The sequence below is a fragment of the Stenotrophomonas mexicanensis genome, from assembly GCF_032911605.1.
GTDB lineage: Bacteria > Pseudomonadota > Gammaproteobacteria > Xanthomonadales > Xanthomonadaceae > Stenotrophomonas > Stenotrophomonas maltophilia_A.
The window spans coordinates 36,604-58,959 of the sequence record NZ_JAWJTG010000013.1 but is presented as its reverse complement, the minus strand read 5'-3'; the positions used below and the strand labels follow the sequence as shown (position 1 = coordinate 58,959).

Below are 22,356 nucleotides of genomic sequence, written 5' to 3'. Positions count from 1 at the left end.
CATCCGTTGCGAGGCGCAGGCATGTAGAGCCGAGCCCATGCTCGGCTGCTTGTTCCCGGAGCCGAGCATGGGCTCGGCTCTACAAACGCTTCAGGATCACGGTAGATGCCAACCTTGGTTGGCATGCGCAGCATCATGGTGAAGGAGCGCCAACCGAGGTTGGCAGCTACCAAATGCTTACCCAGCGTTGCGGGGCTTGCGCGTGCGCTTTGGCTTTGCAGTGTCGCCGCCGCTGGCGGCGACATCCTGCAGCGCCTGCAGCCAGGACAGGGTGTCCACGTAGTCGATGAAGTGGCGCAGGTAACCGGGGCTGGTCGACTGCATCGTGTCCAGCATGCGTTGCACCAGCACCGCCGAGTTCAACGGGCCGCCATCGGCCGGGGCCTCGGTGCGCAGCGAACGACGTACCTGCAGCTCGCTGCGCAGCTCCGACCACTCGCGCTGCACCTGCTGCAGCATCGGCACCTGCGGGTAATGCGGCAGGGAGCGCGATCCCTCATCGAGATCGCGCACCAGTGCGCGCAGGCCATCCAGTGCGGGCGGCTTACTTGGCATCCGCGGCCTTCGGCTTGGGAATCGGCGCGATTTCCACGCGACGGTTGCGCGCGCGGCCATCTTCGCTGGCATTGGAGCTGACCGGCTGCTCGCTGCCGAACGCGGCGGCAAACACCGCGTCGGCCGGCACGCCATCGGCGATCAGGGTGCGGGTCACGGTCAGCGATCGCTGCGCGGACAGCTCCCAGTTGTCGGCGAAACGCCGGTTGCCTTCGCGCACCGGCGCGTCATCGGTGAAGCCGCTGACCATCAGGATCTCTTCGCGCGTGCCCAGGTAGGCGGCCAGCGGTGCGGCCAGGCTGCGCAGCAGCTCCTGGCCTTCCGGCTGCAGCTGGTCGGAGTTCAGCGCAAACAAGACGCTGCCACTGATGCCGATGCGGCCATCGACCAGGGTCACGCGACCGGCGGCCAACGGGCCGGCCAGCGCCTGTTCCAGGGTCTGCAGGCGCTTGGCTTCGGCCTGGCGCTGCTTCACTTCCTGGTCCAGCCGCTGCGACAGCTCCAGCTGCACGGCGACGACACCGACCAGTATCAGCACGAACGCACCCAGCAGCACCGACATCAGGTCGCCAAAGGCGGCCCAGATCGGGGCGTGCGAACCGCCGTCGACCTCCAGCTCGTCGCTCATGCGCTGCCGGCCTTGCCGCGGCGCGTGGCCAGCTGCTGCAGTTCTTCCATCACCTGCTTCTGCGACAGCAGGCTGAGGTCGACCACCTCGCGCGCCTGTGCCACGTAGTAGGCCAGCTGCTCGTCGCTGCGGGCCACCGAGGCATCCAGTGCGCCGCCGATCTGTTCCAGGCGGCCGGACAAGTCGGTGGAGGCGCTGCCGAACTGCGCGACCGCCTCACCGAAGGCGCCAGCCAGCTGGCCTACGTCACCGGCGCTGCCGCTGAGCGCTGCGGCAATGCCATCCAGCTTGCCGGTCTCGGCGGCGATATGATCAGTGAAGCGGTTGCCGACGCGTTCCAGCAGCTCGGCCGAACCGCCGACCAGCGCGTCCACCGCGGTGCGCTGCTCGTGCGAAGCATGGTTGATCGCATCCAGCAGGGTCTGCACGGTGGCCAGTAGGCGGCCGCGCTCTTCCAGCATCGCGTTGTCGCGCACCAGGCTCTCGGAGAGCGTGCTGCGCAGCTCGTTGATGACGTCGGCGGCGGCCTTCGGCGCAGCGGCGGCGGTCTGCAGCAGAGTGGAGACTTCGGCCAGCGTGGCACTGGCCTGGGCGCGGCCGTTCTCGCCGATCTGCTGTGCGGTGGCCGCCAGCGTGTCGCAGACCTGCTGCTGCTGCGCGGCCAGGCGTTCACCATTGGCCTGCAGGCGCTCGGCCAGATCGGTGGAAACATGTTGCAGGGCATCGCTCCAGCGCTGCAGGCGCTGTTCGTCGCCGGCCTGCAGCTGGGCCTGCAGCGCGGCGTGGGCCTGCTGCAGTTCGGCACTGACCGCATCCCAGCGCGCCTGGCGTTGCTGCTCGCGGCTGTCCAGGCTCGCCTGCAGTTCGGCGTGCGCGGTCGCGGTGGCGGCCTGCGCGGCCTGCCACTGCTGCGAGCGCTGCTCTTCATGATCCTGCAGCAGCGCCTGGCTGGCGCTGTGATGCTGTTCCAGTGCCTGCAGCAGCGCCTGCGCACGCGTGTCCAGATGCTCGCTGGCGGCCAGCAACGCCTGCTGCTGGCGTTCGACCAGCGCGGTATTCAATGCCTGCTGCTGTTCGGCGGCGGCGCGCCAGGCTTCGGCATTGCCGCTGGCATCGGCATGCAGGCGCTCGCCGATGCGTGTCACCAGTGCTTCGGCCTGCGTGCCCTGGCCATCGCTGAAGGCCTGCAGGTGCTGACGCAGATCACTGACCAGTGCCTGCTGTGTCTGGCTCTGTTCACTCAACGCCTTGGCCCAGCTGGCCTCGGTCGCCACGCGGCTGCGCTCGAAGCCTTCGCTCAGGCCAGACAACTGCTGCTGCACCGCCTGTTCGACACGGGCATGCAGCGCCTCACCATGGTGGGCCAGTCCGGCCAGGGTGGTCTCGGCCATCGGCTGCAGCGCGCCACCGATGGCGGCGGCGCTGGCCTCGGCACCTTCGCGTAGCGACTGCTGCAGCGAGACCGCCAGGCGTTCCTGCAGCGCCTGGCTCTGGGTCAGGAACTCGGCCTGGCCGGCCAGCAGGCGCTCATTGGCGGCCGCACTGTGCTGTTCGAAGCTGCTGGTCATCGCCTGCAGGCGGTCGACCAACGCCGGCAGCGCGGCGGATTGTGCCTGCAGCAGGCGCAGCGATTCGGCGCGCTGCCAGGCTTGCGAATACGGGTGCAGGTCGCCGGCAATGGCACGGTCCAGCTGCTGCACGGCCTGCAGGCGGTCACGGCGCAGCAGCGCCGCCAGCAGGCCGAGCATGGCCGAGCTGGCCACACCGGCGATCGAGGTGCCGAATGCCACGGCCAGGCCCTGCACCGGCGAGGCCAGCGAGCCGCGGATGGCGGCCATGTCGGTCGCGCTCTGCAGGGCCAGGCCGGTTCCGCGCAGCGTGTCCATCATGCCGAGCAGGGTGCCGAGCATGCCCAGCAGCACCAGCAGGCCAACCAGATAGGGGGTCAGCACTGGCGCGGGCAGGGCGGTGCGCTCGCCTTCCACGCGCAGGCGCACGGCGTTGCGCAGGCCCATCGGCACGCGCTCCAGCCAGGGGGCCAGGCTTTCCTTCGCGCTGGACAGGTCACTCAGCGCGCTGCGCAGGCCGTTGCTGGCCTGGCGGTAACGGTACAGCTCCACGCCACCAGCGATGTAGCAGGCCGCGATGATCGCCGCCACCGCTGCACCCAGCGGATGCACCGAAACGTAGCCAATGCCGATCCAGCACACGGCCAGCAGGCCGACAAGGAAAACAACGACATGGAAAGCAGTTCTGGACATGGTGTTCCGGTCAGTGGGAGCGCAGGGCGTCTTGCAGCCCTTCGATCGGGTGGAAGCGCAGCTGCAGCTCGGCAAGCAGCAGGGTGCGCATGTCATGGCGGAAGGCCGCGCGCCAGCCGGGCTGGCCGTGCACGCGTTCAAAACGGGCGCCGAGCACTGCCGGCGCAGTGGCCAGCAGGCTGTGCTCGCGCGGGGTGAGGGTCTGTTCCATCACCGCATCGACCTCGGCCAGCCGTGCCAGCTCGGGTGAAACCTGCACCAGCTGGTCGCGCAGGCGGCCGCGCAGGCGCCCGGTGGCGGTCTGGATGGCCTGCTGCAGCACCCGGTAGCGCTGGCGCAGCGAGGCGAAATTGGGTGCGGCGGCGGCTTCGGCCAGGTCGAGCAGGCGCTCTGCCTCGGCATCCTCGCTGATCGAGGCCAGCAGGCTGGCATGGGCCTGGGAGCAGTCGTCCAGCACATCCCCGGCCGCTTCGGCGGCCTCGCCCGGCTCGGGCAGGCGTCCGCCGAGCGCCCCGGACAGGGCCACGGCACGGCTCCAGTCCACCCACTGGCCGAGGCGATCGGTCAGGGCGGGACTGCTGGCCGGCATCGCGCCGTCGCTGAGACGGGCGAGCAGGCGGAGGAATTCCGGTCCACCCAGGACCGGCTGCGCTGCGTTCGCCATCAAGGGGTGAGGGGCCAAAAACCGTTGATTTTACAACCAGATGACCCGGCCTGGATGAAGGCGGTGCCGGGGTGGGGCGCCCGCAGGCGCGACAGGGCTTAGAATGTCCGGCTGCACCCATCCGTTCGACCCCTGGAGTCCCCAATGACTGTTGCGCAGTTCTACCCGATCGGCACCCCCGGACAGCCCTGGGGCGACGCGGAACGCGCACAGTGGCGGGCCCGCCAGCAGCGCCAGCGCAGCTACCACGACGACGTGGTGGCCGCCCTTGAACGCCTGGACGACAGTTTCGACGTGATTCAGTACGGCCAGCTGGACTATGCGCCGGACCATTACCCGCTGTTCGCCGTGGTCAACCACGACTGGAACCCGGCGCTGCCGACCGCGTTGATCACCGGCGGCGTGCATGGCTACGAGACCAGCGGCGTGCATGGCGCCCTGCAGTTCCTGGAACAGCAGGCCGAGCGTTACCTGGGCCGGTTGAACCTGATCGTGGCGCCGTGCGTCAGCCCTTGGGGCTACGAGCGCATCCAGCGCTGGAACCCGGATGCCATCGACCCGAACCGCAGCTTCCGTGACGGCGGCCAGATCGAGGAAGCCGCCGCGCTGATGCGCTGGGTGGCCGAGCGCAAGCCGAACCTGCTGGTGCACCTGGACCTGCACGAGACCACCGACAGCGACCTGCACGAGTTCGATCCGGCGCGCTGCGCCCGTGACGGCAAGCCGTTCGAGCGCGACACCATTCCGGATGGCTTCTACGTGATCGGCAACAGTGAAGATCCGCAGGCCGAGTTCCAGAAGGCCCTGATCGCCGCAGTGGCGCCCATCACCCACATCGCCCCGGCAGACGCCGAAGGCAACCTGGTCGGCCTGCCGCTGCAGTCGCCAGGCGTGGTCTGGGGTGAGTCGCGTTCGATCGGCGCTTGCGCCGGCTTCACCGACGCGCGCTTTGCCACCACCACCGAGGTCTACCCGGACAGCCCGCGCACCAACCCGCAGGAATGCAATGATGCGCAGGTGGCGGCGGTGTGCGCAGGCCTGGATTTCGCCCTGACGAAGTAAGGCACGTGGGTGTGCAAGCGGACCCGGCAGGTTCCTGCACGATGCGCCGGGTCATAGGATCGATTGTCGGGTTACGATCGGGCGATGACCACGATCAAGATTCTGCTCCGGCCATCACTCGTATCGGTCCTGGTGGCGACGACCGCACTCGGTGGATGCAAGCTGTCGGCGCTCGATCTGACGCCGCCGCGGGTGATCCAGCTGTCCTGCAGCAGCACAAGCGCCACGCCCCAGGCGCCGATGGTGTTGATCCTGGACTCCGGCCAGGCGTCGGTGGTCTGGGTCAACCGTAGATGTCCTGTGAGGTACAGCCTGTGCAGCCCAAGGTATGAACATGCCCGATACATCGTCTGATCTGATTGCCGTGCTTACCGGCGACCTGGTCAAGTCCACGGAGATGGACGCGGCCACCATTGATGACGTCCGTGAAGTGATTTCCGTTGCCGTGGCCCAGGCCATGGAGTGGCCTTTGCCGGGCATTGTCGGCCCCGAGTTCTACCGGGGCGACGCCTGGCAGCTGGCGGTCACCCAGCCGCACGGTTTCCTGAGGTTGGCGACCTGGATCAAGGCCAAGCTTGCCGCGTCGGAATCGCGGGCGCGCACGCGGATCGCGATTGGACTGGGTACGGTAGAGGCATTGGACCGGAAGGCGGTGTCGCGTTCGCTGGGTGAGGCATTCGTGCTGTCCGGTCGGTTGCTTGAATCCATGGGGCGCACGCAGGACATGGACGTAGCCCTGCCAGTACAACGGGAGGATCTGTACTGGTTACCGGCAGTGGTGTCTGCCTGTGATGTTATTGTCGCGCGCTGGACACGCAGTCAGGCTGAGGTGGCGTCGTTGTTTCTGATCCCCGATGCCCCCTCGCAGTTGGAAGCTGCCAATGCGTTGAACCGGCACCGACAATCGGTGAACCGGGTCTATCACGATGCTGGCGTCTTTGCCTTGCTGGCGCTGATCACCGCGGCTGAACGTGCACTGATGCAGCCGTACGGGAGCGTTCACGGTTCTGGAAAAGCAACTAAATAGCGTTGCTTTGGCTTAAGCAACTAAATTTCGTTGCTTTGGGCGGCGACTTGGCTATCGCGACGCGAGCCACAGGAAGGACTCACTGGCAGAAAGAACATGCTTGAAACGCTGCTCGTACTGTTGACCGCTCACCTTGTCGCCGATTTCGTGCTGCAGACCACGAAGATGATCGCGCGCAAGCAGGAACTGCATGGCCTGCTGCTGCACGTAGCAGTGGTGCTGCTCGCCATCGCCGCGCTGACCGGTTCGATCAACCCGTGGGTCTATCTCATCATCGGTTTCAGCCATGCGGTGATGGACTGGATCAAGGTCCATTGGCTCCCCGATGGCGTGCACGCATTCGTCATTGACCAGTTGGTGCATTTCGCCTTCATCGTGTTGATCGCGTTGATGTTCCCTCACGTTGCCCGCAATGGCTGGTACGGGATGATCCCGACCCAGGTCCAACTGTTGATGTATCAGGGCATGTCGATCGCGAGCGGCTTGATCCTGGTGGTCAACGTCGGCGGCGTCCTGGTGGAGAAGCTGCTTGCGCCGTTCACGGCAGGACTCAAGATGGGAAGCGCCGAATCGGCGCCTACGACCGCAGCCGCGCAGAGCGACGATCACAAGGGCATGCAGACCGCAGGGCGCTATATCGGGCGGCTGGAAAGAGGCTTGATCTTCATGTTCCTGCTGCTGGGCCAGCCCGAAGGCGTGGGGTTGATGCTGGCCGCCAAATCGGTGCTGCGCTTCGCCGACCGGCAGGCGCGGGCACACACCGAATATGTGATCATCGGTACCATGCTGAGCTTCGGTTGGGCCATCGCCGCAACCATGTTGACCAAGCTCGCCATCTCGCATTGGCGCTAGCGGCTGCGGCGTTGTGGCACCGGGCCATGCCCGGCGGGTCGGGCGCGAGCTAACCCAGCAGGATCACGCCCCACACCGTGCCGACCATCAGCAGTGCGGTGGTCTGGGCGGCGCTGCCCATGTCCTTGGCGTTCTTGGACAGTGGGTGGTGGTCAAGCGAGATGCGGTCGACCACCGCTTCGATGGCCGAGTTCAGCAGCTCCACCAGCAGGCTGATGAAGCAGACCGCCAGCACCACGGCGCGTTCGACCTGGCTGATGTCCAGCAGGAACGCGGTGGCGATCAGCAGCGCATGCAGCAGCAACAGCTGCCGGAAGGCGGCTTCGCCACGGAAGGTGGCGATGAAGCCGTCGCGCGAATGGATCAGCGTGTAGAAGATGCGGCGAAGGCCGGTCTTGCCATGCGGGTATTTACCGCTGTCCTTGGGGGAGGGTGGCTGCATGCCGGTCCTGCCATGAAGTGATCTCACGACAGGATGTGCAGGCGGGCGTCGGGAAAGCGTCGGACGCCCGTTGGATTTTCCTTCAGCCGGCCTGGCGCTGCGCCTGGATGGCCTGGTCGAGGGCATCCAGATCGTCGGTCGGCGAGGCCAGCCATGCCGGGTACGCCTCGGTCTCGACGAAGGCGGAGGATCGCAGCACATCATCGAACGCCGGATTGTCCTTCTCCGGGTGGCGCAGCAGGCCGGACATCAGCCCGCAGATGCGGACGGCCGCCTGGAAGGCGCCCTGCAGCGAACCGGCCGGCTCGGTGACCGTGTTGAGGAAGGCCGCATAGGCCGGGCCATCGAAGATGAAGTCCTCGCGCTGCTGGAAGGCTTCGCCGCTGAGATTGGTTTCGCCGGAGACGTGCCGGGAGAATCCCCAGGACCAGATGTCGAGGAAGCGCAGGTCATCCAGCATCCGGCGCGCATCGTCATTCAGTGGAACGGCGCCGGACAGCGCGTGCTCCAGCGTGGCCGCTGCGAACGGCTCGGTGCCCTGGTGGGCCAGGAAATCGCTCAGGCAGCGCAGTGCAGCGGGATGATGCGGGTCCAGTTGCAGCGCCCGGTAGATCACGCGGGCGCCTTCCACGTGACGGCCCTGGGCGATGAAGATGTTGAGCGCGTGGTGGGCGAGCTGGTCGGCGCTGAGGTCGGCAATCCGGGTCATCGGGTCTGGCTGGCATGGACGAACGGTGGGCACCAGTCTGACAGATCACTCATTCGGCCGGGCTGCGTGAATCGCGGATCGAATAGATCACCGAGAAGATCTTCCAGCCCTGTTCGGTACGGATCAGCTGCCACATTTCCTTGCCCCAGTTGGTCTTCACTCCATCGTCGTGGAAGCTGTAGTCAAACGACACCGAGGCCACATCGCCATCCGTTTCGATCTTCGTATTGGAGAATTTCTCCTCCTTCGGTTTCGGCGACGCAACGACGCCGTCGATCAGCGCGATGAAGTTGTTGGCGGGAATCTGCCGTGCCTTGATCGCATCGGGCTTGGCCTTGCGGATGTCCTGCAGGCGCACATCCTCGGAGACAAACTGCCAGCCGATGTCTTCCGGTTTGTCGGAGAAGAACAGGCCCATGTAGGTCGGCTTGTCCTTGTTGATCAGCGAGGTGCGGAACGATTCGACCACCTGTTCGATGGCTTTTTCATCAGCTGGACTGTGGGCTGGACTGTTGTTGCCGGCATGGCCTGGCGAGGCTGACAGCAGAAGCGCGAGGAGGGCGAGTGGTGCTCTTGATGTCTGCATCTGCAGCTTCCGGGGACAAGGGGATGCTGCCGGGGCATTTCGTTACATCAGCGCCCCGGCGCATCCCCTCATTCAACGATGCAGCGCGTCGATGATCAACCCGGTAGCAATCTCCACCAACAGGTACTCGCTATCGGACTGCCGGACCCAACGCTGGTCGCGGCCCGGCTCGCGCAGGTGGTAGCGCGCATAGTCATCCACCCAGTAACGGCGGTCCACTTCCGCCCATGGCAGGCGCTCGCCGCGACGCCAGGCCTTCTTCTGCCAGCCTGGCGGCGGCGCATCACGATTGTGCGGGCCACCGGCGTGCGGCGGTGGCCCGTTGCCGCGCGCATGGTGCGGCGGATCGGCGAAGGCGGGTGCCGCGGCCAGCGCGGCAGCCGTGGTCAAAGCAATGGCGAACAAGCGTGCGGTGTTCATCGCAACCTCCGGGCCTTGCCGCTGCATGCGGCGTCGTGCCATGGAGTATGGATCAAGGAATGTGAACGGACTTTTGAGCTGTCACCGTAGCAGCAGGGCGCATTCCGCGGCGTTGCAACTGGCGGCTCGGGCACGACGCCACCGCCTCCGGCATGGCCACCTCAAGCGCGCTCGCGCGCCTCATACCAGTTGCGTGACCGGTTCACGATCTTCACCACCGAAAGCATCACGGGTACTTCAATCAGCACCCCCACCACCGTGGCCAGCGCCGCACCGGAGTGGACACCGAAAAGGCCCACGGCCGTCGCCACCGCCAGTTCGAAGAAGTTGCTGGCGCCGATCAGTGCCGACGGCCCGGCCACACAATGCGCCACACCCAGGCGCCGGTTGAGCAGGTAGGCCAGGCCGGAGGTGAAATAGACCTGGATCAGGATCGGGACCGCGATCAACGCAATCACCATCGGCTGCTGCACGATCTGCTGGCCCTGGAACCCGAACAGCAGCACCAGCGTCAGCAGCAGCGCCGACAGTGACAGTGGCCCCAGCTGGCGCAGCGCCGTCTGCAGCCCGGATTCGCCATGGCGCGACAGGATCCAGCGCCGCAGCAATGCGGCCACCAGTACCGGAACCACGATGTACAGGCCGACCGACAGCAGCAACGTATCCCACGGTACGGTGATGGCCGACAGCCCCAGCAGCAGCGCCACCACCGGCGCATAGGCCACCACCATGATCGCGTCGTTCAGTGCCACCTGGCTCAGCGTGAAGTTGGCATCGCCGCGGCACAGGTTGCTCCATACGAACACCATGGCCGTGCACGGCGCGGCGGCCAGCAGGATCAGGCCGGCGATGTAGCTGTCGATCTGGCCGGCGGGCAGCCAATCCGCAAAGACGTGGCGCAGGAAGATCCAGCCCAGCAGCGCCATCGAGAATGGCTTCACCGCCCAGTTGATGAACAGCGTCACCCCGATGCCTTTCCAGTGCTGGCCCAGCTGGCGCATGGCACCGAAATCCACCCTCAGCAGCATCGGAATGATCATCAGCCAGATCAGCACCGCCACCGGAAGGTTGACCTTGGCCACTTCAGCCGCCGCCAGGGAGGCGAAAGCACCTGGCAGGACGTGCCCGAGCAGCGTGCCGGTGATGATGCACAGCGCGACCCAGAGCGTCAGGTGGCGCTCGAACAGGCCCATCGGTGCCCCTGTGCTCATGGCGTGCGCGCTGCCGGCAGCAGATGGCCGATCTGGTCCAGCGCCTGCTGCAGCATTCCGCGGTCTTGCCACACGTGCCCGGGCAGCGCCAGCAGGGCCTGCACGCGTGCCTTGACGATGGCATGCGCGTGGGCGAAGGCGGCGGCCTTGTCGGCATCGCTGCCCTCTGCCTCGGCCGGGTCCGGCAGGCCCCAATGGCTGCGGATGAAATCACCGAACACCACCGGGCAGGCTTCCGCTGCCGCCGCATCGCAGACGGTAATCACCAGATCCATCGGAGCCGCGTCGGCGAACTCATCCCAGGATTTGCTGCGCAGTCCCGCCACCGGAATACCTTCCGCGCGCAGCTGTGCAAGCGCGAACGGATTGACCTGGCCGGTCGGGTGGCTGCCGGCACTGTAGGCCGTGAAGCGGTCGCCGCCCCATGCGCGCAGGGTGGCTTCGGCCAGCACGCTGCGCGCGCTGTTGCCGGTGCAGAGAAACAAGATGGAGCGGGACATGGTGGCGTTTCCGAATCAGCAGCTGCAGGGATTGCCCGACGGCGTGCACTGTTCGCTTGGCGAACCGGCGCAGCAGTTGTGCGTGAGGTACTCGATCAGGCCGGTCATTGCGCTGAAATTCGCGCGGTAGCAGACGTGGCGGCCCTGGCTCTCGCTCTCGACCAGGCCGGCCTGTACCAGCTCCTTCAGGTGGAAGCTGAGGGTGGCGGGAGGAACTTGGAGCGCTGCGGCGATGTCGCCGGCCATGCGACCGGCCGGGCCGGCTTCGACCAGCAGGCGGAAGGCCGCCAGGCGGGTGGCGTGGCCGAGCGCGGTGAGCGCAGCGATTGCATTCAATGTTTCCATATTTCTAGAATAGTCGAATGAATAAGCCGATCACAAGTCCTTCGTTGCCCCATCTGAGGGAAGCCTCGCTTCCCCAGCCTGATCACCAGCGGTTGGCCGCCGAACGCCAGGGGCCGCCACGCATCCTGCTGTTGTACGGCTCACTGCGGCCGCAGTCGTTCAGCCGCAAGCTGGCACTGGAGGCCGAACGCCTGCTGCAGCATCTGGGCTGCGACACGCGCGTGTTCGATCCACATGCCCTGCCGCTGCTGGACAGCGTGGACAAGGGGCATCCGGAAGTGCAGCGGCTGCGCGAGTGGTCGCACTGGTCGGAAGGGCAGGTGTGGGTCAGCCCGGAGCGGCACGGCACGGTGACCGGCGTGTTCAAGAACCAGATCGACTGGCTGCCACTGGAAGATGGCAGCGTGCGGCCGACCCAGGGCAGGACGCTGGCGGTGATGCAGGTCTGCGGCGGCTCGCAGTCGTTCAACACGGTCAATACGCTGCGGGTGCTGGGCCGCTGGATGCGCATGCTGACCATTCCCAACCAGTCGTCGGTGGCCAAGGCCTGGCAGGAGTTCGACGAAGACGGGCGGATGAAGCCCTCGCCCTATTACGATCGTGTGGTGGATGTGGTCGAAGAACTGGTGAAGTTCACGCTGCTGACCCGTGGCCGCGCCGACTACCTCGTGGACCGTTACAGCGAGCGCAAGGGCGATGCGTTGGCGGCGGAGCTGGCGCGGGCGGCGGGCGCGACCGGCATCTGAGGGGGGGGCTGGTGGCCGCAGGTGGCGTGGAAATGACCGGGCGCGGCTGGCCGGATACTGTCGTCGGCGCAGTGATCGCCGAAGCGTGGCCGGCATGGCGGGCAGCACGCCGCCAGTGACTCAGTTGCGATGGGGCCTGCTTGGGCAGATTGCCACACGTTGGCTGCGCTGATCGATCAGCACCACTGCGTCCTGCAGCGCATGGGCACCCACCACCGCTTCGGGATAGCGGTCGGACACCCGTACGTGCAGCCCCTGCAGCGCCAGGCCACCGATCAACACGGGAACATCCAGCCGTGCACGTCCGCCATCGACCTCGCCGTGGCTGAGGGTCAGTCGATCCCCGGTGGTCGCTGCGGTACCGGCTGCCCGCCGGAAGAGTGCCGTGGGCAGCACCATCGCGACGTTGGCGCCGGTGTCCAGCTGCGCCTCTGTGGTCACTGCTCCAATCTTCACTGGGATGCGGAAGGCGCGTGAGTAGGCGAGCGTGTCCGGTTGCGCGGGCAGGAGGTCGATGTCGCGGCGGAACTGCAGGCGCCGTTGGGGGTAATCGATGATCAGCACGCCATCAGCGAAGAATCCGCGCGCAAGGATGCCGTCGAACACTGCGTCTTTGGATTGCCGTGCGTTGTAGTCGCGGGTGAGCGCGGTCACGTCGCTGTGGCGCAGCCCGTCGAGCGCGAGGGCGTTGATGCGCACCGTATCGGCCCAGGCTGTCCGCACGCCGTCGGAGTGGCGGGTGCTGGCGTCCGCGGGTAGCGCCAGTTTCCGCACCAGACGGCTGTCCGCGCGGGCCATGCCGCTGGCGCCGGTATCGATGGCGAAGCGGTACGGGCCGCTGCCGTTGACCTGCACCTGCACATGGATGCGCCCGTCGATGACGTCAAAGGGAACGTCGATGATGCGCTCGCCCGGGCGGGCGGGGAGGGTACAGGTGCTATCCGCCACGGGTGAGGCGAGGGTGGCCACGGGAAGCGTCAGCATAGTGAGGATGGCGATGGCAGTGCTGCGCCAACGGCGAGTGCCGAGTGCGGTACGGCGATGCGGGGGAATGCGCCTCATGATCCTGTTCCATGGGTGTCCAGGATCTTCTGATGCGTGAGGGATGCAGGCGGTTGCAGGTGTTTCCTGCCCGCAGGCTGCTCCGAAAGCTGTCGCGGTAATCGGCTGGATCTGGAATCCGCGCGGGTGGAAATGTGACGGATGTCGCGGGCCTTGACTTGAGTATGTCACCGTCTTCAACGATAAAGGCGGCATGTGGCAACTGCCGCATTCCGGACCAGGGACGATCCGAAGCATGACGTGGGGAACACCTCCGCGTTCTCGTTCCCGCCGGCGCTGTGTTCGTCCAGGAAGGAGAACAGGGATGTTGGAACGACTGAAGACCATTTCGTGTGCAGTGCTGGCGATCGTTGCCGTCGGCTGCTTCGCCCCTGCAGTGGCACAGGCTCAGGAAAGCAAGGTCACCTGGCGCATTTCGCAGCCCGGTGGCGATGCGACGCAATACAAGACCCAACAGGCGGCGGTGGCCGCCATCAAGAACCTGCCGGCGCCCAGCCCGTTCCCGCCGGAGTTCCAGTTCGGCTGGCAGTCTGTCGACAAGATCAAGTCGAAAGTCGTGGACTTGAACGGAAACACGTCGATCACCTACTGGATGGGGAAGGCGCAACCTTCGGATCCAGACTGGACCTATCTGGCCACGGCGGAATTTACGACCGAAGAGGCGATGGTCGCGAGCTATCTCGCGCGCGTCCAGGCCACCAATCCTGTCTGTCCGGGTGCTGCTGTGACTCCACAGGGAGACTGGTTCTCGGGTGTGCCCGAAATGGAGGGGGTGGTCGAGTCCAGGTTCTATCAGATCACGCATATGATTGGGCAGAACACGGCCGAATCGCCCTGCACGCCCCACGTGAGTCAGGCGGCCTTCGGCCGCAAGCGCCGCCTTGATTGCCCTGTTCCGCTTACGCAGTGGTCCAACAAGCACAACGCCTGCGTCAACGAGGACTTCGTTGCGACCATCACCTCGAAGTCGCAGAAGTGCGACAAGGATGGCGGCAACGGTAACTGCCCCATGTCCCGCAAGGATACAGCTGCGAACATGAGTCCGATTCCCGACAATGACCCGGCCTCCAACGGCGGTACCTGCGACGGCAATGTCGGCAACCCATGTGATGTTAAAACGGGCGAGAAGTATGAGATCGCGCCGGACTTCGATCTGGGCTGGATCGCGCTGACGCGGTTCTATCACTCCGGCATCTCCACCTCATCCGGCGGCTTTGGCTATGGCTGGACCCATTCGCTGGGCGCCCACCTGGCACTGGATGGCGTTGACAGTGTGGGCATCATTGAAAGCACCGGTTTCCAGCGTGCATTCAAGAAGATCGGCCAAGCCTATGAGGCGGACGACGACAGTGGTGATCGTCTCGTCCAGAACGGTAACTGGACGCTGTATTCGGCGGGTTCCATCTCGACCTTCGGCGCGGACGGGCGTCTGATCACCAAGCGCTTCCCGGATGCCACGTCGCTGACCTATATCTACGATGACAGCGACCGCCTTGCGGCCGTCACCCACAGCAGTGGCCGCACGCTGGAGTTCGTCCACCAGTCCAACGACTATGAGGCGCTGATCAGTTCGGTACTGGTCGAAGGCATTGCGCTCGCCACCTATACCTACACGCCGCAGAACCAGGTTGCCACGGTGACCTATGCGGGTGGCGGTGTGCGCACGCATCACTACGAGAACCAAGCTTTCCCCCAGCATCTGACCGGCATCACGGCGGAGGACGGGCGTCGCTACAGCACTTTTACCTATGATTCCGACGGCCGTGTCATTTCCAGTCAGCACGCCGGCGGTGCCGATGGCGTGACGCTGGCCTATAGCCCCAATGGCGGTGCGGTCGTGACCGACGCGCTTGGGCGGCAGACCGACTACACCCTGACACCCGGCGGCGACACTGCGCCGTCGCGCAAGGTGACCGGCCTGACGGATTCGCAGGGAACCGTCAGCCGAACCTACTACGACCAGAGTGTCGACTTCCGCCGGCGTCTGGATACCTACACCGATCGCCGCGGCATCCAGACCAAGCACACCTATGCGCAGGGCACCGATCCGGTGAGCGGTCGTGCCGTCAGCATCCATACCGTGACCGAAGCGGTCGGCCTGCCCGAACAGCGGGTGGTGACCACCGCGCGCGACGTCGAAACCAATGCGGTACTGACCACCCGCATCGGCAATCGTGAAACCCGAACGTCCTTCAATACCCGGCGACAGCCGACAACCAACACGGTGACCGACATCGCGTCCGGTCAGACGCGCATCACCAGCTACACGTATTGCGAAGCCGCGGACGTGGCTGCGGCAGGGAGCTGCCCTGTGGAAGGGCTGCTGAAGAGTGTGGATGGTCCGCGCACGGATGTGGTTGATGCCGTTACCTACGCCTACTACCCGGCGGATGATGCGGGATGCGCGGCCAATGGCGCCTGCAGCTATCGCAAGGGCGACCTGCGCAGCGTGACCAATGCGCTGGGCCAGACGGTCGAGACCTTGGACTACGACGCGTTCGGGCGGCCGTTGTCGGTCAAGGACGCCAACGGCGTGGTCACCGATTACACGTACCATGCTCGCGGCTGGCCGACCTCGATCACCGTACGCGGCGCGACCACTGCCGAGGATCGGGTCACCCAGCTGAGCTATTGGCCGACGGGCCAGGTGCAGAAGATCACCGAGCCGGATGGCAGCAGCGTTTCCTACGTCTACGATGCTGCGCTGCGCTTGACCGACATCGAGGACAACGCAGGCAACACGATCCACTACACACTGGACAATGCCGGCAACCGCCTCAAGGAAGACACGCTGGACACCGCTGGCACGCTGCGCCGTACCCTGGCACGCACGTTCAACACGCTCGGCCAGCTGACCGCGCTGAAGGACGCAGGCAATCACGCTACCGGCTTTGCCTACGATGCCAACGGCAACCCGCAGACGGTAACCGACGCCCTGCAGCGGGTGACCAGCCAGCAGTTCGATCCGCTGAACCGTCTGGCGCAGACCCTGCGGAACGTCGGCGGCGTGGCGGCGGAGATCCGCAGCCAGTACAACGCGCTGGACCAGGTCACCCAGATCACCGATCCGAAGGGACTGCACACCACCTACGCCTACAACGGGTTCGGTGACCTGACCGGCCAGGTCAGCCCGGACAGGGGCGCCAGCAGCTTCACCCTGGATGCGGCCGGCAATCGCAAGACGGCCACCGATGCGCGTGGCGTCACCGCCACCTATCACTACGATGCACTCAACCGCCTGATCGGCGTCGCCTATCCGGACCCCAATCTGGATGTGGGCTACAGCTATGACGTGGCGCCGGCTGCCTGCGCCACAGACGAGCGCTTTGCCAAGGGGCGCCTGGGGCAGGTGCTGCATGCCAATGGCAGCACCCAGTACTGCCATGACCGCTTCGGCCAGGTCACCCGTAAAGTGCAGACGATCAATGGTGTCGCCAGCACGCTGCGCTACGCCTACAGCAAGTCGGGCCGCCTGACCGCGCTGACCTACCCCGACGGCAGTGTGGCCGACTACGTGCGCGATACTCAGGGGCGCATCAGCCAGATCGGCCTGACCCGGCCCGGCCAGGCCCGCCAGATCGTGGTGAACAACGTGACCTACGCGGCCTTCGGCCCGGCGACCGGTTGGACCTATGGCAACGGCCGCCAGCTGCAGCGTCCGCTGGATCTGGACTACCGCCCTCAGGCGGTGCATGACCCGGCCGCAGGCGGCCTGTCGCTGGGCTATGGCTATGATCCGGTGGGTTCGATCACCGAACTGAAGAACGGCACAGGCTCGACGGTGCTGGCCAAGTACGCTTACGACGCGCTGGGTCGCCTGACCCAGACCCAGGACGGTACGACCGGCACACCGATCGAAACCTATGCGTATGACGCCACCGGTAATCGCACCGCGCTGACCACCTCGGCAGGTACCGCCAGCTACACCTATCCCGCAACCAGCCACCGCCTGACTGCGGTGGATGGCGAGGCGCGCACCCATGACGCAGCGGGCAACACCACCAGCATCGGCAGCAAGACGTTCACCTACAACGATGCCAATCGCATGAACGCGGTGAAGCAGGGTAACGCCACATTGGAGAGCTACGGCTACAACCATCGTGGCGAGCGCGTGTTGCGTACCCCGGCCGGTGGCGCAGCGCAGATCACCCTGTATGACGAGGCAGGGCAGTGGCTGGGCAACTACTCGGCCACGGGCCAGGCGCAGCAGCAGGCCATCTGGCTGGACAACTATCCGGTGGCGCTGATCAATGTGCCGGGCACCGGCGTGCAGGAGTTAGCCTACGTCCAGCCGGATCATCTGGGCACACCGCGCGTGGTGATCGACCCGGTGCGCGATGTGGCGATCTGGGAGTGGAGCAACAAGAGCGAAGTGTTCGGTAATCAGATTCCGAGTGCCGACCCGGATGGTGATGGTGTGGCGTTCGAGCTGGCGCTGCGCTTCCCGGGCCAGCAGGCGACGGATGCGAGTGGGTTGTTCTACAACAATCAGCGGGAGTATGACCCGGTAGTTGGGCGGTACTCGCAGAGTGATCCAATTGGGTTGGAAGGCGGAATCAGTACATTTGCCTATTCCGAATCTGATCCCGTGCTGAACATCGATCCATTCGGTGAGATGTCGGGACGTCGCGGGGAACGAAATCAGACGCGCTCGCCGGATGGGACCAACAATCCTGGAAAAAAGTGGAAGGATGATCCCAAACGCCCTGGATGGGGATGGCAGAAGGACTCCAATACGGGAAAGTCAACCTATAAGAGGAAGCCGTCGTTCCTGCTTCCACCCAAGGCAATCGGACCCACGCTCGCACTCAGAGTTGCTCTTCAGGTTGCTTGCGAGAATGGAGATGTTAACGCGTGCAAGACCCTGTGTAGTCTCTTTCCAGAGGTTTGCGGGGCGGTAGACTTCACAGAGCCGAATGTAGCAATGTGCCCTACGGATGGTTCGACGTCACTGCTCTTCTAGATGAACTGCAAGATGGGCTATGTTTCATTTGGAAAGGGCCGGGAAGATCTTCGCTTGCTGGCAGGGATGCTGGCGCTGACTTGAGGCTTACTAGGTGAAGAGGTTGCATGCGCGTGCGGTCAAGGAAATGGAGGTAGTCACTCCTGCCGGGATGAGGAAGATGGTGCTGGGCCTGTTTCATCGTCGGCATGATTACGGCGACTTTGACCTTTTGGAGGTTGTGGCTGAACTTCACAAGCTTGGGATATCAACACTGAAGCAGTTGAGGCTCCTTCTAAAAAGGCACCGTCGTTCAATTCTCCATGATGAGAAAAGGAAGATGTCTCGCGCCGAAACTGTGCACCTTCTTTCGCAATTCGATTCGCGAGGTATCGACTCGCACACTAACACTGCCTGGTTTGCGGTTCCTGGTGTTGTGCGAGAGGCCCTTGAAAAGGAGTTTGGCTGGGAAGTGGTGAAACAGTTCCATGAATACGAGCCGGAGGAGGGCTGCGATCAAGAAGGGACAGAGTGAGTTTGCGCACGTATCAATCTTCGCTGTTTTCGCTTCAATTCCATTTCGTTGGATGCGATGCGGCCTATGAATTCGGTTCTGATGAGGTTGGCGTGCCCAATAGCGTCCTTTTTGTGAGAATGGCTCTTGGCGAGGCTAGGCGCCAGGGGCTCCGTGGTTGTTTCCCCGGAGTTCCAGTCTATGAACCAAGATTTCAACTCCCTTGAATGGTGTGACGCCACGTTGCTGGCCATCAACATCAACAGAAGCAATCCTGGCGTATGCGACGAGGTAAGGGTGCGAGCGCGTTGGCCGGATGGCCGGCAGGCAACCGTTTGCTTCTCGGAAGCCTACGGGTGCTCGGCGCTCATGAACTTCGGCGTACTGGGTGACGAGGGAATTGAGTTTGCCATGGTGGATGATGACGAGCCGGGACTCGCTGATCTTCTTGATCGTTGGAAGGCGGTCGGCTATCCGCTGTCCGGTCTGAAGTGTTTTCGTATCGAGACCAGCTCGACCGGAAGCGTCATTCTCATCTACGCCAGGACATGGCGGATCGAGAATCAGCCGATGGCGGACGCGGTGCCCTGAAGGACATCCCGTGCCCAGGTTCCTCACCCCCGACGAGGTCTCCCTCATCCACAGGCTGCTGCCGGAGACGACCGAGCTGTCCGAACGGTTGTTGAAGGATCTGGCGCTCGCTCAGGTGGAGGATGTGGGTGTCGTCGGATTCGGGGGCGTGGTGTTCCTGTCCAGCACGACCCGGCTTTTCGGCAGTGACATTGCTACGGCCATGCTTGCCGATGCTGACGGCGTGCCGGTGAGAGTCACCCTGTGCCTGGATAATCACGATCAGCTCTTCGAGCTGGAGCTGTGGAAGGTGGACTTCTCGCCGATCATCGGCGTCGATCTGAGAAGCGCTTTCAGCGAGCATTGACGCCTGTTGAAAGCGGTCCTCGCTGAAGGCCGTTGCGCATGGCGTTCACCCTTCGGGCTGTAACCGGCCCACCGCCTGCGCGCACAACGACTGGCAGGCCATGACCAACCCCTCCATCACCCGGTCGCCCACGTACTGCCCGGGTTCGCCGTTCTGCCGGGTGCGTTCCGCCGCCAGCAGCATCTCCAGCACCACCCGCAACCCGCTCAACGCGCAATCGGCGTCGGCCAGGGCCAGGCAGCGCCCGGGCAGTTGATGCCGCTCCGGCCAGGGTTGGCCATCGGCCGCCGCACCGGAGCCGATGCGGTGGAGATTGGTAATGAAGGTGGTCCTGTCCACCGCAGGCGCAGCCTGCGGCGGACCGTCGTCGTGGACGGTGCTGCGGTAGGCGTGCAGGTGGGGGAAGTCCGATTCGTTCATGGCAGAACTCCGTGCAGGGCAATCGGTAGCCGCCACCCGAAAGGTGGCGGGCGGTACGTGGTTCGAATCCGGGTTGGCTTCAAGCCGGCGGGCGCGAACGCCCCCAACGCACCGCCCGCCATAGCCGGCAGACGGATTGCCAGCCGGCGCCACGCATGGTGACGCCGGCTGGCAAGCGCACTTACTCAAAGCCAACACGGGATTCGAAGCCCGGCCACCCTTTTCCGGTGGCACGCCATCTGAGCCCCTGGCGCTGTGCAATGCCAATCAGAAGAGCTGCAAACATCACTCGATTGGAGACGCTTTCGGCATTCTCCCACGCTGTTAAGCACTGCCAGTGCTGGCTGGCGTGGTGATCCGTCCACACCGTGCAATCTGCGACAGGTGTCGAGGCTGGGGGAGGGAAGGGCACGGGTGGGGCGGGGCGATGGCGACAGGCTCCGCAGGGGCCTGAGTCGAGCGTCGCTGGCCCCCTCGGCGCCAAAGCGTGACGTGCGACTCGGGTTGACGTTCCCAGCCACCAAGCGCAGGCTGGTCCGGCACGTTTCCTAACCAGAAGGAGACTTATGACCGCGACCGCTTCGCTGCACCCAACCCCCGCCACCCAAGGCCGTTCGCGCCTCTGGAGTGTGTTCTGGCTGCAGGGCGTGATTCCCAGCAACATTCTGTGGGCGGTAGCCCTCTGGGCCCTGGCCAACCAGCGCACCCCGCTGCTGCTGGGAGTGTTTGCCGTGCTGCTGCTCTATACGGGCTGGATCATCCCGGCGGTCTGGCGGGCGGCGCCCACCGCGCACAACCCCAACCTGGGCGTGGCCGCACGCGGGCTGACCGTGGCCTGGGGCCTGAACACCGTGCTGGTGATCTTCTTCCTGACCCTGCAGCTGGTGGCTCAATAGAACTGAACAGGCTCGCCGCCCCGGTCGAAGGCGGCGAAGCGGCCGATCTGACCGTCATGGATGGCGTTGACCATCAGCTGCAGTGGGCGCGCGGCCTCATCGCTGTTGGGCGCGAAACCGGCGCGGCCGTCCAGCGCCGCCACGAACACCAGGTCCCAGTCGATGCCGGTGGTAGTCGATTCCGTAGCCAGCGCCTGGAAGCTGGGCACCTCGGCCGGCAGCTTGTCCACGCACAGCACCGGCGACAGGGTGCCGCCCTCACGGCGGTCATGTCGGTCGCGCTGGTCGTCGGTGGGCGATTCGGGCAGCTCGGCGCGCACGAATACGAACAGCAAACGTTGCGGTTCAGCCTGCTGGCCTGCGGCGTGCAGCAGCTGCTGGAAATCGTTCATCATCATGAGGGTTGTCACACGCCCGCTGCACGGAAAGCCGCATGCTGCCACAACGCCTGCCGCGCGGGGCCGAAGACGATTGATTTAAGTCATGCCCATGGAACTGACGGCCGCGTACTCTGGCAATCGTTCCAGCAGACGAGGGTTTCCGGGCCGTTCCGGGTACAGGCAAGACGGTGGAGCAACAAGGTGGACCAGCCATGAGCCAACTCACCGACGGTTTCGGACGCAGCTTTCCGTACCTGCGCCTGTCGTTGACCGAAGCCTGCAACTTCCGTTGCAGCTACTGCCTGCCCGACGGTTACCAGGCCGATGGCCGCCCACGCTTCCTGCAGGTGGATGAAATCGCGCGCCTGGTGCGTGCGTTTGCCGCGCTGGGCATGAGCAAGATCCGCCTGACCGGTGGCGAGCCCAGCCTGCGCAAGGACCTGGACGAGATCATCGCCACCGTGGCGGCAGTGCCGGGCATCCGCAAGGTGGCCATCACCACCAATGGCACGCTGCTGCCGCGGCGCCTGCCGGGCTGGCACCGCGCCGGCCTGACTGCGCTGAACGTGAGCATGGACAGCCTGCAGCGCGAACGCTTCAGGACCATCACCGGGCACGACCGCCTGCCGGAGATCGAACAGGGCCTGGCCCTGGCACAGGCGCTGGGCCTGCCGGCGATCAAGCTCAACGCGGTACTGCTGCGTGGCCTGAACGACGACGAGCTGCCGCAGTGGATGGACTACCTGCGCGACCGTCCTTTCAGCGTGCGCTTCATCGAACTGATGCGCACCGGCGACAACGAAGCCTATTTCCAGCGCCACCACCTGCGCGCCGACGTGGTGATCGAACAGCTGCTGGCCGCTGGCTGGCACGAGCGTCCGCGTGCGGCCGATGCCGGCCCGGCGCGCGAGTTCGGCCACCCAGACCATCGCGGCAGCATCGGCATCATCGCCCCGTATTCGCGTGACTTCTGCAAGGGCTGCAACCGCCTGCGGGTGACCGCCAAGGGTGACCTGCGGCTGTGCCTGTTCGGCGAGTTCGGCGTGCCGCTGCGCCCGCTGCTGCAGAGCGACGATGACCACGACGCGCTGCTGGCACGCATCACCACACAGCTTGGCCTGAAAGCGGCCGGGCATGGACTGCACCAGGGCCAGACCGGGCTGACCCCGCACCTGGCCTCCATCGGAGGATGAGCAA

The 22,356-nt window shown here is 65.1% G+C and carries 25 protein-coding genes; 10 read left to right on the top strand and 15 right to left on the bottom strand.

All coding sequences use genetic code 11. The annotated features are described in order from the left end of the window. Positions 1–177: 177 nt before the first annotated feature. Genes R1L06_RS07940 through R1L06_RS07925 form a run of 4 tightly spaced genes read right to left on the bottom strand, consistent with a single transcriptional unit; the run spans position 178 to position 4,108 of the window. The gene (locus R1L06_RS07940) at positions 178–615 is read right to left on the bottom strand and encodes a DUF2894 domain-containing protein (RefSeq protein ID WP_345784961.1); all 438 of its coding nucleotides are present in this window, start codon (positions 613–615) and stop codon (positions 178–180) included. Further along, positions 545–1,183: an OmpA family protein gene (locus R1L06_RS07935; protein WP_046986176.1), complete on the bottom strand. Its 639-nt coding sequence runs from the start codon at positions 1,181–1,183 to the stop codon at positions 545–547. Before R1L06_RS07935 ends, R1L06_RS07940 begins: the two co-directional genes overlap by 71 nt. Then, positions 1,180–3,444 carry a DUF802 domain-containing protein gene (locus R1L06_RS07930; protein ID WP_317217374.1) on the bottom strand — a complete coding sequence of 755 codons (2,265 nt, stop codon included), beginning with the start codon at positions 3,442–3,444 and terminating at the stop codon, positions 1,180–1,182. The genes R1L06_RS07935 and R1L06_RS07930 overlap by 4 nt, the downstream gene beginning before the upstream one ends. Before the next feature lie 10 nt (positions 3,445–3,454). Beyond that, positions 3,455–4,108 carry a DUF3348 family protein gene (locus tag R1L06_RS07925; RefSeq protein ID WP_317217373.1) on the bottom strand — a complete coding sequence of 218 codons (654 nt, stop codon included), beginning with the start codon at positions 4,106–4,108 and terminating at the stop codon, positions 3,455–3,457. A gap of 144 nt (positions 4,109–4,252) precedes the next feature. Between R1L06_RS07925 and R1L06_RS07920 the strand changes: the two genes are divergently transcribed. Next, positions 4,253–5,170, top strand: coding sequence for a M14 family metallopeptidase (locus R1L06_RS07920; RefSeq protein ID WP_032129976.1), 918 nt, complete (start codon positions 4,253–4,255; stop codon positions 5,168–5,170). A 71-nt stretch (positions 5,171–5,241) separates the two neighbouring features. Here R1L06_RS07920 and R1L06_RS07915 read toward each other — a convergent pair whose 3' ends face one another. Continuing rightward, positions 5,242–5,457 carry a hypothetical protein gene (locus R1L06_RS07915; RefSeq protein WP_317217372.1) on the bottom strand — a complete coding sequence of 72 codons (216 nt, stop codon included), beginning with the start codon at positions 5,455–5,457 and terminating at the stop codon, positions 5,242–5,244. Between the two features lie 47 nt (positions 5,458–5,504). Here R1L06_RS07915 and R1L06_RS07910 point away from each other — a divergent pair, with 47 nt between their 5' ends. Both R1L06_RS07910 and R1L06_RS07905 read left to right on the top strand, forming a co-directional pair. Continuing rightward, positions 5,505–6,197 carry a hypothetical protein gene (locus tag R1L06_RS07910; protein ID WP_032129974.1) on the top strand — a complete coding sequence of 231 codons (693 nt, stop codon included), beginning with the start codon at positions 5,505–5,507 and terminating at the stop codon, positions 6,195–6,197. A gap of 96 nt (positions 6,198–6,293) precedes the next feature. Then, positions 6,294–7,049 (top strand): DUF3307 domain-containing protein, encoded by a 756-nt coding sequence (locus R1L06_RS07905; RefSeq protein ID WP_317217371.1) that lies wholly within the window; start codon positions 6,294–6,296, stop codon positions 7,047–7,049. 49 nt (positions 7,050–7,098) lie between these two features. Here R1L06_RS07905 and R1L06_RS07900 read toward each other — a convergent pair whose 3' ends face one another. The 7 genes from R1L06_RS07900 to R1L06_RS07870 all read right to left on the bottom strand — a co-directional run bounded on the left by R1L06_RS07900 (position 7,099) and on the right by R1L06_RS07870 (position 11,262). Further along, positions 7,099–7,491 (bottom strand): diacylglycerol kinase, encoded by a 393-nt coding sequence (locus R1L06_RS07900; protein ID WP_032129972.1) that lies wholly within the window; start codon positions 7,489–7,491, stop codon positions 7,099–7,101. Positions 7,492–7,573: 82 nt separating this feature from the next. Next, on the bottom strand, positions 7,574–8,200 hold the full coding sequence (locus R1L06_RS07895) for a hypothetical protein (protein WP_317217370.1): 627 nt from the start codon (positions 8,198–8,200) through the stop codon (positions 7,574–7,576). A gap of 49 nt (positions 8,201–8,249) precedes the next feature. Then, a complete protein-coding gene (locus R1L06_RS07890) occupies positions 8,250–8,786 on the bottom strand; it encodes a Cif family virulence factor (RefSeq protein WP_317217369.1) in 537 nt (178 codons plus the stop codon). A gap of 72 nt (positions 8,787–8,858) precedes the next feature. Next, positions 8,859–9,206 (bottom strand): RcnB family protein, encoded by a 348-nt coding sequence (locus R1L06_RS07885; protein WP_049423027.1) that lies wholly within the window; start codon positions 9,204–9,206, stop codon positions 8,859–8,861. Between the two features lie 161 nt (positions 9,207–9,367). Beyond that, entirely contained in the window at positions 9,368–10,399 is a 1,032-nt protein-coding gene (gene arsB, locus R1L06_RS07880; RefSeq protein WP_293794649.1) for an ACR3 family arsenite efflux transporter, read from the bottom strand. 14 nt (positions 10,400–10,413) lie between these two features. Beyond that, positions 10,414–10,917 (bottom strand): arsenate reductase ArsC, encoded by a 504-nt coding sequence (locus R1L06_RS07875; RefSeq protein WP_317217368.1) that lies wholly within the window; start codon positions 10,915–10,917, stop codon positions 10,414–10,416. A 15-nt stretch (positions 10,918–10,932) separates the two neighbouring features. Further along, positions 10,933–11,262, bottom strand: coding sequence for an ArsR/SmtB family transcription factor (locus R1L06_RS07870; RefSeq protein WP_317217367.1), 330 nt, complete (start codon positions 11,260–11,262; stop codon positions 10,933–10,935). A 17-nt stretch (positions 11,263–11,279) separates the two neighbouring features. Between R1L06_RS07870 and arsH the strand changes: the two genes are divergently transcribed. Next, positions 11,280–12,008 carry an arsenical resistance protein ArsH gene (gene arsH, locus R1L06_RS07865; protein WP_317217366.1) on the top strand — a complete coding sequence of 243 codons (729 nt, stop codon included), beginning with the start codon at positions 11,280–11,282 and terminating at the stop codon, positions 12,006–12,008. A gap of 120 nt (positions 12,009–12,128) precedes the next feature. Here the strand turns inward: arsH and R1L06_RS07860 are convergent, their stop codons facing one another. Beyond that, on the bottom strand, positions 12,129–12,977 hold the full coding sequence (locus R1L06_RS07860) for an aspartyl protease family protein (RefSeq protein ID WP_317217365.1): 849 nt from the start codon (positions 12,975–12,977) through the stop codon (positions 12,129–12,131). 397 nt (positions 12,978–13,374) lie between these two features. Here R1L06_RS07860 and R1L06_RS07855 point away from each other — a divergent pair, with 397 nt between their 5' ends. The 4 genes from R1L06_RS07855 to R1L06_RS07840 all read left to right on the top strand — a co-directional run bounded on the left by R1L06_RS07855 (position 13,375) and on the right by R1L06_RS07840 (position 19,463). Then, the gene (locus R1L06_RS07855) at positions 13,375–18,033 is read left to right on the top strand and encodes an RHS repeat-associated core domain-containing protein (RefSeq protein WP_317217364.1); all 4,659 of its coding nucleotides are present in this window, start codon (positions 13,375–13,377) and stop codon (positions 18,031–18,033) included. A gap of 94 nt (positions 18,034–18,127) precedes the next feature. Continuing rightward, the gene (locus R1L06_RS07850; RefSeq protein WP_125895737.1) at positions 18,128–18,547 is read left to right on the top strand and encodes a hypothetical protein; all 420 of its coding nucleotides are present in this window, start codon (positions 18,128–18,130) and stop codon (positions 18,545–18,547) included. 180 nt (positions 18,548–18,727) lie between these two features. Next, complete coding sequence (locus R1L06_RS07845; RefSeq protein ID WP_180838515.1) at positions 18,728–19,117, top strand: hypothetical protein; 390 nt, start codon at positions 18,728–18,730, stop codon at positions 19,115–19,117. 10 nt (positions 19,118–19,127) lie between these two features. Beyond that, the gene (locus tag R1L06_RS07840) at positions 19,128–19,463 is read left to right on the top strand and encodes a DUF6984 family protein (protein ID WP_049444665.1); all 336 of its coding nucleotides are present in this window, start codon (positions 19,128–19,130) and stop codon (positions 19,461–19,463) included. A gap of 45 nt (positions 19,464–19,508) precedes the next feature. Here R1L06_RS07840 and R1L06_RS07835 read toward each other — a convergent pair whose 3' ends face one another. Then, positions 19,509–19,883: a hypothetical protein gene (locus tag R1L06_RS07835; RefSeq protein WP_317217363.1), complete on the bottom strand. Its 375-nt coding sequence runs from the start codon at positions 19,881–19,883 to the stop codon at positions 19,509–19,511. A 566-nt stretch (positions 19,884–20,449) separates the two neighbouring features. Between R1L06_RS07835 and R1L06_RS07830 the strand changes: the two genes are divergently transcribed. Beyond that, positions 20,450–20,779 carry a hypothetical protein gene (locus tag R1L06_RS07830; protein ID WP_317217362.1) on the top strand — a complete coding sequence of 110 codons (330 nt, stop codon included), beginning with the start codon at positions 20,450–20,452 and terminating at the stop codon, positions 20,777–20,779. Here R1L06_RS07830 and R1L06_RS07825 read toward each other — a convergent pair. Next, positions 20,773–21,177, bottom strand: coding sequence for a ribonucleotide reductase subunit alpha (locus R1L06_RS07825; protein ID WP_125426583.1), 405 nt, complete (start codon positions 21,175–21,177; stop codon positions 20,773–20,775). The two genes, R1L06_RS07830 and R1L06_RS07825, sit on opposite strands and share 7 nt — an antisense overlap. Positions 21,178–21,371: 194 nt before the next feature. Here R1L06_RS07825 and moaA point away from each other — a divergent pair, with 194 nt between their 5' ends. Beyond that, on the top strand, positions 21,372–22,352 hold the full coding sequence (gene moaA / locus R1L06_RS07820) for a GTP 3',8-cyclase MoaA (protein WP_008265266.1): 981 nt from the start codon (positions 21,372–21,374) through the stop codon (positions 22,350–22,352). Positions 22,353–22,356 lie beyond the last annotated feature (4 nt).